The organism is Kitasatospora sp. NPDC059817 (assembly GCF_042731835.1).
Taxonomy (GTDB): Bacteria; Actinomycetota; Actinomycetes; order Streptomycetales; family Streptomycetaceae; genus Kitasatospora.
This window is the reverse complement of the sequence record NZ_JBHWIR010000225.1, coordinates 1-10,310: the sequence shown is the minus strand read 5'-3', so window position 1 is coordinate 10,310 and position 10,310 is coordinate 1. Positions and strand designations below refer to the sequence as shown.

General features: G+C 77.9%; 2 protein-coding genes. Both read right to left on the bottom strand.

The genetic code is table 11. The features are described 5' to 3' along the window. Nucleotides 1–419: 419 nt before the first annotated feature. The gene (locus ACFV61_RS31295) at nt 420–644 is read right to left on the bottom strand and encodes an MbtH family protein (RefSeq protein ID WP_063349723.1); all 225 of its coding nucleotides are present in this window, start codon (nt 642–644) and stop codon (nt 420–422) included. Continuing rightward, nucleotides 641–10,246 (bottom strand): amino acid adenylation domain-containing protein, encoded by a 9,606-nt coding sequence (locus ACFV61_RS31290; RefSeq protein WP_380495271.1) that lies wholly within the window; start codon nt 10,244–10,246, stop codon nt 641–643. The genes ACFV61_RS31295 and ACFV61_RS31290 overlap by 4 nt, the downstream gene beginning before the upstream one ends. Nucleotides 10,247–10,310 lie beyond the last annotated feature (64 nt).

The window sequence follows — 10,310 nt, the reverse complement described above, 5'->3', positions numbered from 1 at the left end:
CGTACAGCCGCTCCCACTGCGCCACGGCGAGCCCGGTGTCGACCGGCTTCGCCGGGTCCATCCACGGGTTGATCGCGTAGGTGACCTCGAAGTGGCTGGGACGGCACATCAGGTAGTGGCGGGGCCGGGCCGTGCGCTCGGCGGGGCGCGGGGTGACAGCGTTCATCGGTGACTCCTCGTGAGGGCTTCGGACAACGGGCGGTGGCGCTGCGGTCCGGACGGGCGGCAATCGGGTGCCTGCGGGGCTCCGGGGCCGGCTCGCCGGCGGCGCGGCCGGGCGTGGGGGAAACCCAGGCGCGCCGCACTCGTTCCTGCGGGCCGGCCCCGCGCCGGTCCCTGACATGCTGTCAGTTCGCTTGCGGGGGGCGGAAGATCCTTAAGCCAGGGTGGAACAGCCCTGATGGACCGGCCGATCGCGCTCAGTCGACGCGGGCGTCCATCGCCTCGGCCAGGCTGCGCGGACGCAGGTCGGTCCAGTTCTTCTCGACGTAGTCCAGGCAGGCCTGCCGGGATTCCTCGCCGAACACGCTGCGCCAACCGGCGGGCACGTCGACGAAGGCGGGCCAGAGCGCGTGCTGGTTCTCCTCGTTCGCCAGGACCAGGAACGCGCCCTGCTCGTCGTCGAAGGGGTTGGTGCTGCTCATCGGACCCTCACTTCGTGGTTGTGGTCGTGCACTTGGGCAAGGTCGTTCAACTCGTCGGCCGGCTCGTCGTCGAGCCCGCCGTCGACCTCGTCGTTCAGCTCGTTGTTCAACTCGCCGTTCAGCTCGTTGTTCAGCTCGTCGCAGAACTCGGTGACCCGCCGCCGGAAGGCGGCCACCACCCGCCGGGCGGTCGGCTCGTCGCAGCCGTCCAGCGCGTGTACCAGGGCGCACTCCAGCCCGCCGGGTGCGCCGTCCGCGGTCCGCCGCTCCACCAGGTGGAGCAGCAGGTCCACGGCCGTGCGGGCCACCGGGACGGGCCGCTCGGCGACCGCCACGGCGTCGGCCCACCGCCCGCCGTCGGCCGGCTCGGCCCGCACCAGGTGGGAGACCGCCACCCCGAACAGCGGCTGGCGGCCCGCCTGCCGGGCCGGGTTGACCAGTTCCACCACCCGGTCGAACGGCAGGTCCTGATGGGCGTGGGCGGCCAGCAGCCGCTCCCGGACCCGCCCGACCAGGGTGCGGGCCGTCGGGGCGCCGGAGGTGTCGACCCGTAGCACCACGGTGTTGACCAGGCAGCCGACCACGCCGTCCAGCACCTCGTCGTCCCGGCCGGCCAGCGGCACCCCGATCGGCAGGTCGTGCCCCGCGCCGAGGTCGCCCAGCGCGGCGGCGAACGCCGCCTGCACCACCATGCCGGTGCCGGCCGAGCAGGCCCGGGCGGCGGCCGCCAGCCGGCGGTGCTCCCGCTGGTCCAGGGCGAAGCGGACGGTGCCGGCCGCGCCCGGCCCGGCGCCCGGGGCGCCGGTGGCGTCCGGCAGGCCGCGCCACGGCGGCAGGGCGGCCAACGCGCCCTTCCAGTAGGCGGCCTGCCGGGCGGCCGGGCTCTCCGGGCGGTCCTCGTTGCCGAGCCGCCGCCGCAGCCACAGGGCGTGGTCGGCGTACTGGACGGCGGGCGACGGCCAGCGCGGTGCCCCGCCGGCCGCCCGGGCCCGGTAGGCGGACCGCAGGTCGGCCAGCAGCGGTTCGAGCGCGTGCCCGTCCACCGTCGCGTGGTGCAGCACCAGCAGCAGGGTGTGCCGGTCGGGGCCGCTGCGCAGCAGGGCGGTGCGCAGCGGCGGTTCGGTCAACAGGTCGAAGCCGCGGTCGAGTTCGGCGGCGATCCAGGCGTCCAGCCGCTCCGGCGGGACGTCGAGGAGGCGGGGCGCGGCGGACGGGACGGCGGCGAGGACGGCCTCGGCGAGGTCGGCGTCGGCGGGCGGGTCGTCGGCGGGCGGGGCGGCGGTGGGCGCGAGGATGCGCTGCTCCGGGCCGTCCGGGCCGTACGGCAGGACGGTCCGCAGGGCCTCGTGCCGGGCCACCAGGTCGCCGAGGGCGGCCCGCAGCGCGGCGGGGTCGAGCCCGCCGGTGAGGTCGAGGGCCAGGGTGGTGAGGTAGTCCGGGCGGTGCTCGCCCAGGTAGTTGGCGGTCCACAGGCGCAGTTGGGCGGGGGCGAGCGGCAGCCGGTCGGGGCGGGCCGTCCGGTCGCCGAACGCCGGGGCGCTGCCTTCGGCACCGTCGGCACCGTCGGTACGGGCGGCGCGGTCGAGCCGGTGGTCCAGCCCGGCCACCGTGGGCGCGTCGAACAGCTCACTGAGCGGCACGTCGACCCCCAGGGTGGACCGGATCCGCCCAGCCAGCCGCATCGCGGCGATCGAGTTGCCGCCGAGCGCGAAGAAGTCGTCCTCCGGCGCGACCGCCGGCACCCGCAGCACCTCCGCGAACAGCGCCGCCAGCACCTCCCGGCGGGGCGAGCGGGTCGGCGCCGGGGCCGACCGCTGCGGCGGGCCCAGGGCGGTCGTGTCGACCTTGCCGTTGGCGTCCAGCGGCAGCGCGTCGACCGGGACGAGCACAGCGGGCACCAGGTGGCGCGGCAGCCGCCCGGCAAGCCGGCGGCGCAGTTCACCGGCGGCCACCGGCCGGTCGGCGACCACGTACCCGACCAGCGAGCGGCCCGCCGGGCCCGCCCCGTGCGGCACCACCCGGGCGGCGGTGACCTCCGGCTCGGCGCACAGCGCGGCCTCGATCTCGCCCGGCTCGATCCGGAACCCGTTGATCTTCACCTGCCGGTCCGCGCGCCCCAGGAAGTGCAGCCGGCCCTCGGTGTCCCACCGGCCCAGGTCCCCGGTGCGGTACAGCCGGCCGCCCGGCGGGCCGTACGGGTCGGCGACGAACCGCTCGGCCGTCCGGGCCGGGGCGCCGTGGTAGCCCGCGGCCAGGCCCTCGCCGCCCAGGTGGATCTCGCCGGGGACGCCCGGCGGCACCGGGCGCAGCGCGGCGTCCAGCAGCAGCACCCTCGTCCCCGCGAGCGGGCGGCCGATCGGGACGGCCCCGCCCTCGCGGACCGGGCCCGCCGGGACTTCGTGGCCCAGGGCGAAGGTCGTGCTCTCCACCGGCCCGTACAGGTCCAGCAGCCGCTGGCCGGGCGCGGCCCGCCGGGCCCGGGCGAGCGCCGCCGGGGGCACGACGTCGCCGCCGGTGCAGATCAGGCGCAACCGGGCCAGGGCCGCCGGGATCTGCTCGGTCAGCAGGTCGAACAGGCCCGCCGTCAGCCAGGCCGCGGTGGCGCCGCCGCTCTCGACGGCCCGGGCGTAGTCCGCCGGGGTCAGCTCCCCCGGCGGGGCCACCACCACCTGGCGGCCGGTCAGCAGCGGCATCAGCAGCTCGTACACCATGGCGTCCCAGGCGTGCGGCGAGTGGAACAGCACCCGGTCGTGGTCGGGGCCGTGCCACAGCGGGTCGTCGGCCAGGGCGAGGATGTTGCGGTGGGTGACCGCCACGCCCTTGGGGCGGCCGGTCGAGCCCGAGGTGTACAGCAACTGGGCGACCTGCCCGGGCCGCACCTCCACGCCGGGGTCGTCCGTACTCCCGCCCGCCCGCCGGGCCGCCGCCAACAGCTCGGCGTCCAGCAGCAGTTCGGTGCCCGCCTCGGCGGCGAGCGCGCGCAGCCGCTCGGCCGGGAACCCCGGGTGCAATGGGACACAGACGGCGCCGAGCTTGGCCAGCGCCAGCATCGCCACCGGCACCTCCGGGCTGCGCGGCAGCCGCACGGCGACCCGGGTGCCGGGCCGCACCCCGAGGGCCGCCAGGTGGTGGGCCAGCCGGTTGGCGTCGGCGTTTAGCGCGCCGTAGGTGGTGGTGGCGTCCGTGGCGGTACCGGTGCCGTTCGTGCCGGCGCCGTCGACGTGTCGCAGGGCGATCCGGTCCGGGTGGTCGGCCGCCAGCCGCTCGAACCGCGCGCCGACCGACACCGGTTCGGCGTCGGCCGCCGGGCCGGTGCCCCAGGCCCGCAGCCCCGCCCGCTGGACGGGCGGCAGCAGGTCGACCCGGCCGGTGGTCAGCGCGTCCGCGCCCGGACCGGCCAGGGCGGCGCAGGCGGCCGTCAGCAAGGTGCGCAGCCGGTCCGCGTCGAGGTACCGGTCCAGTTCGGCGGGGCGCAGCTGGAACCGCACGTCCAGGCCGCCCTGGCGCGGCAGCACCACCAGCGAGAGCGGGTAGTGGGTGCCGTCGAACGGTTCGACGGCGCCGATCCGCAGGCCCGGCGCGGGCTCGACGAACCCGGCCTCGTCCAGCGGGTAGTTCTCGAACACCAGCGAACTGTCGAAGAGCCGCCCGGCGCCGGCGGCCTCCTCCACCGCGGTGAGCCCCAGGTGCTCGTGGTCCAGCAGCGCGGTGCGCTCCCGCTGGAGCCGGGCGGCGAGCTCGCGCAGCGGCTCGCCCGGGTGCAGCCGGGCCCGGACCGGAACGGTGTTGATCAGCAGGCCCACGAGCCGCTCCGCCTCCGGCAGTTCGGCCGGGCGCTGGGCGACGGTGGTGCCGAACAGGACGTCGTCGCGGCCGGTGAGGTGGGAGAGCACCAGCGCCCACGCCGTCGCCACCAGGGAGCCGAGGGTCACCTCCCACTGCGCGGCGCGCGCCCGCAGCCCAGCGGTGAGCCCGGCGGGCAGGGTGAAGACGCTCGTCGACGGGCCGTCGTCGGCGCCCTCGCCGCCGGCCGGAGCGGGCCGGCCGACCCGGGTGGGCTCGGCCCCGGCGAGGGCCGTGCGCCAGGCGCCGCGCGCGGCCGCGTCGTCGCGCCCGGCCAGCCAGTCGAGGTAGCGGCGGTAGGACGGCGCCGGGGGCAGGTCGACGCCCTGGTGCAGCGTGAGCAGCTCGCGCAGCACGATCGGCACCGACCAGCCGTCCAGCAGCAGGTGGTGGTGGGTGAAGACGAGCCGCCACCGGTCGGCGGCCAGCCGCAGCAGGGTGAAGCGGATCAGCGGCGGCGTGTCGACCGCGAACGGCCGGCGGTCCTCCTCCACGAGCCGCCGGGCGGTGGCGGACTGCTCCCGCTCCGCCCGCCCGGTGAGGTCCACGGTGCGCCAGGGCAGCGTCACCTCGACCGGCACGACCTGCTGCGGCGGGCCGGACTCGCCGCTGGTGAAGGCCCCGGCGAGCTGCGGATGGCGCGCCAGCAGCCGCTGGGCGGCGTCCTGGAGCCGCTCCGGGTCGATCGCGCCGGTGAGGTCGAGGACGAGCTGCACGAGGTACGGGTCGCGGCGGCCGTCGTGGGCGGCGTAGCGGGAGTGGAACAGCAGGCCGGCCTGGAGCGGTGTGGCGGGCAGCAGGACGGCGGCGGGCGCGGCGGCCTCGGCGGGCTCCTCGGCGGAGGCTTCGGCGGGCTCCTCGGGCTGGGCGTCGGCTGCGGGCCCCTCGGCCCGGGGCGGGCCGGCGGACGACAGGGTGGTGAGGGCCTGCTCCCAGCGGGCGGCGAGTTCGGCCACCGCGTCGGCGGCCAGCACGCCGGCCGGCCAGGCCCATTCGACCCGCAGCCGCGGGCCGTCCGGGCCGGTCTCCACGAAGGCGTCGACCGAGAGGGTGTGGGCGAGCGGCAGGGTGGGATCGGCCTCGCCGCGCAGGGTGCCGGGGACGGGCTGCCAGGGGCCGCGTCGGGTGGTGTCGAAGCGGCCCAGGTAGTTGAAGGCGATCGGGGCCCGGCGGTCGGGCAGCGTGCCGGACCGCTGGAGCAGCCCGTACGTCAGGCCCCGGTGGGGGGTGGCGCGCAGGCGCTGCCGGGCGGCCGCGACGGCGCGGGCCAGGTCGTCGGCGGGGGCCGCTCCCCCGGTGTCGGGCGCGGCCGGGCCGGTGTCCAGCAGGACGGGGTGGATGACCGTGAACCAGCCCAGCGTCCGGGAGAGGTCGAGGCCGTCGAGGGCGGCGAGTTCCGGGTCGCGGCCGTGGCCCTCGACGTCCACCAGGAGCGGGCCGTCGGCGCTGCGGGCGCGCCAGCCGTGCAGGGCGGCGGCGAGGGCGCCGAGGAGGATCTCCGGTACGGCGGCGCCGAGTCGGTCGGGCAGGTCGGTCAGCAGGGCGGCGGTCGGGCCGCCGCCCAGGGTGGTGCGCAGGGTCGCGGCCCCGGCCACGGTGTCCCGGGTGCGGTCCAGCGGCCGGGTGCCGATGGTCCCGGTGCCGGCCGTCAGCAGGCCGTGCCAGTGGTCGCGGTCGGCGGCGACCGCCGGGTCGGCCTCGGCGGCCCGCAGCGCACGGGCCCAGTCGGCGGCCGTGACGGGGACGGCGGCGAGGTCGGCCGGGTGGCCGTCGGCGGCGGCCCGGTGGGCCCGGGCGAGGTCGTCGAGCAGGATCCGCCAGGAGACGCCGTCGACGGCGAGGTGGTGGATCACCATCAGCAGCAGGCCGCCCTGGTCGCCGTCGAACCAGACCGCCCGCAGCAGGTCGCCCCGGTAGGGGTCGAGGCGGCGGCGGGCGTCGTGCCGCTGTTCCGCGACGAGTTCCAGCAGGGCGGGCGCCGGGTCGCGGCCGGGGGCGGTGGCGAGGCCCTCGCGGGCGAGGTCGATCCGGTGCAGCAGCGGGGCCGCCGGGACGGTCCCGGCGGGCCGGATCTCGAAGGCGAGCGGCTCGCCCGGGGCCCCGGTCAGGCGGGTCCGCAGCGCGTCGTGGTGGTCGACGAGCTGCTGGAGGGCGGTGCGCAGGGTGTGTTCGGTGGCGCCGGGCGGCACCTCGCACAGCAGGGACTGGGCGTAGCCGTGGATCGGTCCGCCGCGGGCCGCCAGCCAGTCCGCGATCGGGGTGGGCGGCAGCACCTCGCCCGGGGGCGCGGGCGCCGCCGGGCGGGCGGCCGGGGCGCGGCCGCCGTCCGGGGCGACGGCCGCGGCGGCGGCGAGGGCGCGCGGGGTCTGGTGGGTGAACACGTCCTTCGGCGTGATCAGCACTCCCGCCGACCGGGCCCGGGTGGCGAGTTGGATCGCCAGGATGCTGTCCCCGCCGAGCCGGAAGAACCCCTCCGACGGCCCGGGCCGCGCCCGGCCGAGGACGCTGCCGAACAGGGTCCGCAGCTGCTCCTCGGCGGGCGAGCCGCCCTCCGGGCCGGTGACGGGCTGCGGGCGGGCGGCGGCGGGGGCCGGGAGCGGGCGGGCGGCCGGGCTGGAGGTGCCGGGCAGGTCGAGGGCGTCGAGGGTGTCGACGGGTGCCGCCGGGTCGGCCAGGGCGGCCGCCAGCAGACGGCCGAGGCCCTGCGCCAGGCGCTCGGCGGTCTCGGGGCGGAAGTGGCCGGTGCTGTACTCCAGGACGCCGCGCACCGTGCCGTCCGGCTGTTCGGTGAACTCGAAGAGCAGCGGGAACTTGGCCATCACCCGCTCGAACCGGTGCGGTGCGCCGGACAGGCCGGGCAGGGTGAGCGCGGGCCGGCGCCCGCCGTGCAGGGTGATCATCACCTGGAACAGCGGGTGGCGGCCGAGTTTCCGGTCGGGTGCGAGGGCGTCCACGACCCGGTCGAAGGGCGCCTGGTCGTGGGCGAAGGCGGTGAGGTCGGCATGCCGGACGCGGTCGACGAGCTCCGCGAAACCCGGACGGCCCGAGAGGTCGGTGCGCAGGGCGAGCGGCTGGGCGAAGTAGCCGACCAGGTCGTCCAGGGCGGGGTCGGCGCGGCCGGCGGTGACCGTGCCGAGGACGAGGTCGGTGCCCGCTCCGGAGCGGGCGAGCAGGCAGGCGACGGCCGCGTGCAGCACCATGAACAGGGTGGCTCCCCGGCCGGCCGCCAATTCGGCTGCTGCGGCGACCAGTTCGGCGTCCCACTGGAACTCGGCGGCGGCCCCGCGCAGGGCCGTGCCGGGCGGCGGCTCGTGGTCCACCGGCAGCGCGGTGCGCCCCGGTGCGGCGTGCAGGGTCTCGCGCCAGTGCGCCAGTTCGGTGGCCAGCGGGCTGTCGGGCCGGCCGGCCGGGCCGAGCTCCCGGCCCTGCCAGAGCGTGAAGTCGGCGTACTGGAGCGGCAGTCGGGGCCACTCGGGGGCCCGGCCGCGGGCCCGGGCGGCGTAGCCGGCGGCGAGGTCGCGGGTCAGCGGGCCCAACGACTGTTCGTCGGCGGTGATGTGGTGCAGGACGATCAGCAGCAGGTGGGTGCCGGGCCCGGCGGTGAACACCACCAGCCGCCAGGGCAGGCCGTGTTCGAGGTCGAAGGGCCGGTGGACCTCCTCGTGCACCGCCGCGTCCAGGTCGGCGGGGTCGGGGTGCCGGACGGTCAGCGGAAGGGGCGGGTCGTCGAGGATCCGCTGGTACGGCTGCCCGTCGGTGGCCGGGAACACGGTGCGCAGGCTCTCGTGCCGCTGCTGGACGTCGCCCGCGGCGGCCCGTAGCGCGGCCAGGTCGAGCGGCCCGGTCAGCCGGGCGGCGAGCGGGACGTGGTAGGTCGACGCCTGCTCGCCGAGCCGGTGCAGGAACCACAGGCCGCGCTGGGCGTAGGAGAGCGGGATGCGCTCCGGGCGGGGGCCGGCCTGCGGGCGCTGCGGGCGCGCCCGACCGGCCGCCGCATCGCCCTGGCGGGCGGCGCCACGGGCACCGATCCGGGCGGCCAGGCCGGCCACGGTGGGGGCCGCGAAGACGTCCCGGATGGTCAGTTCGGCCGACAGCTCGGCGGGCAGCTCGGCCCGGGCGCGGACCACCAGCCGGTTCGCCGAGAGGGAGTCGCCGCCGAGGGCGAAGAAGCTCTCGTCCGCGCCGAAGCCGTCGGCCCCGAGGAGTTCGCCGAACAGCCGGTGCAGCCGGGTCTCGTGCTCGCCGCTGGGCGCCCGGCCCCGGCCGTCCGCCGCCCTGGCCTCCCGGGCCCGCAGCCGGTGCTCGTCGAGCTTGCCGTTGGCGGTCAGCGGGAAGGCCTCGACGGCGACGAAGGCCGCGGGCACCAGGTGGTCCGGGAGCGACGCGTGGGCGTGGTCGGCGGCCGCGCGGACGGCCTCCTCGGTGCCGAGCAGGTAGGCGGTCAGCGCCTTGTGCCCGGGCTCCCGTTCGGTGGCGAGGACGGCGGCGCCGGAGATGCCGGGCAGTGCGGCGAGCGCGGCCTCGATCTCCCCCGGCTCGATGCGGTAGCCGCGGATCTTCACCTGCCGGTCGGTGCGGCCGAGGTGTTCGAGTTCGCCGTCGGGGCGGCGGCGGGCGCGGTCCCCGCTGCGGTACATCCGGCTGCCGGGCGGACCGTACGGGTCGGCGGTGAAGCGGCCGGCCGTCAGCGCGGGGCGGCCGAGGTAACCGCGGGCGAGGCCGGGGCCGGCCACGTACAGCTCGCCGGGCAGGCCGTCGGGCACCGGCCGCAGGGCGGCGTCCAGCAGGTACGCCCGCAGGTCGGGCAGCGGCCGGCCGATGGTGGCGGTGCCCGAGGCCACGGCGGCGGCGTCGAGGTCGCCGGCCGTGACGTGCACGGTGGTCTCGGTGATGCCGTACATGTTGACGAGCCGGGGCGCGTCCTGGGGGTGCCGCAGGTACCAGTCCGCGAGCCGCCAGGGTTCGAGCTGCTCACCGCCGAAGATGACGTAGCGCAGGGCGAGCCGGGCGCTCGGGCCGGGGTGGGCGACGTCGGCGGCGGCCAGCTGGGTGAACGCCGAGGGGGTCTGGTTGAGCACCGTGACGCGCTCGTCGGCGAGCAGGCGCAGGAACTCCTCGGGCGAGCGGGCGGTGTCCCGGGGGACGACGACCAGGCGGCCGCCGTGCAGCAGGGCGCCCCACAGCTCCCAGACCGAGAAGTCGAAGGCGTAGGAGTGGAACAGGGTCCAGGTGTCGTCCGGTCCGAAGCCGAACCGGTCGGCGGTGGTGGCGAGCAGCCGGGTGACGTTGCGGTGGGTGACCAGGACGCCCTTGGGGCGGCCGGTGGAGCCGGAGGTGTGGATGACGTAGGCGACGCCGTCCGGGCCGGGGCGCTGCGGCTGCGTCCGGTCGGCGGGCTCGTCCGCGCCGTCGACGGACAGGGTCTCGACGCCGTCGGGCAGCGCCGCCCGGGCGGAGTCGTCCGTCACCACGAGCCGGGGCGCGGCGTCCTCGATGGTCGCGCGCAGCCGCTCGACCGGGTAGTCCGGATCCAGCGGCAGGTAGCCGGCGCCGGCCTTCTGGACGCCGAGCAGCGCGACCACCAGGTCCGGCGAGCGGGGCAGGGCGACGCCCACCAGGTCGCCGCGGCGCACGCCCCGGGCGGCGAGCCGGCGGGCCAACCGGTCGGCGCGCAGGTCGAGTTCGCGGTAGGTGAGGACGGTCTCCCCCAGCACCACGGCGGGTGCCTGCGGGCGGGCGGCGGCCTGCCGTTCGAACAGCGAGACCAGGGTGTCGCCGTCCGGCTCGGTCCGCGCCGACCCGGGCGCGGGCGCGGGCGCGGGC

Excerpts from the sequence above, each read along its gene's own strand:
- ACFV61_RS31295 (WP_063349723.1), bottom strand. The coding sequence starts at position 644 with ATGAGCAGCACCAACCCCTTCGACGACGAGCAGGGCGCGTTCCTGGTC.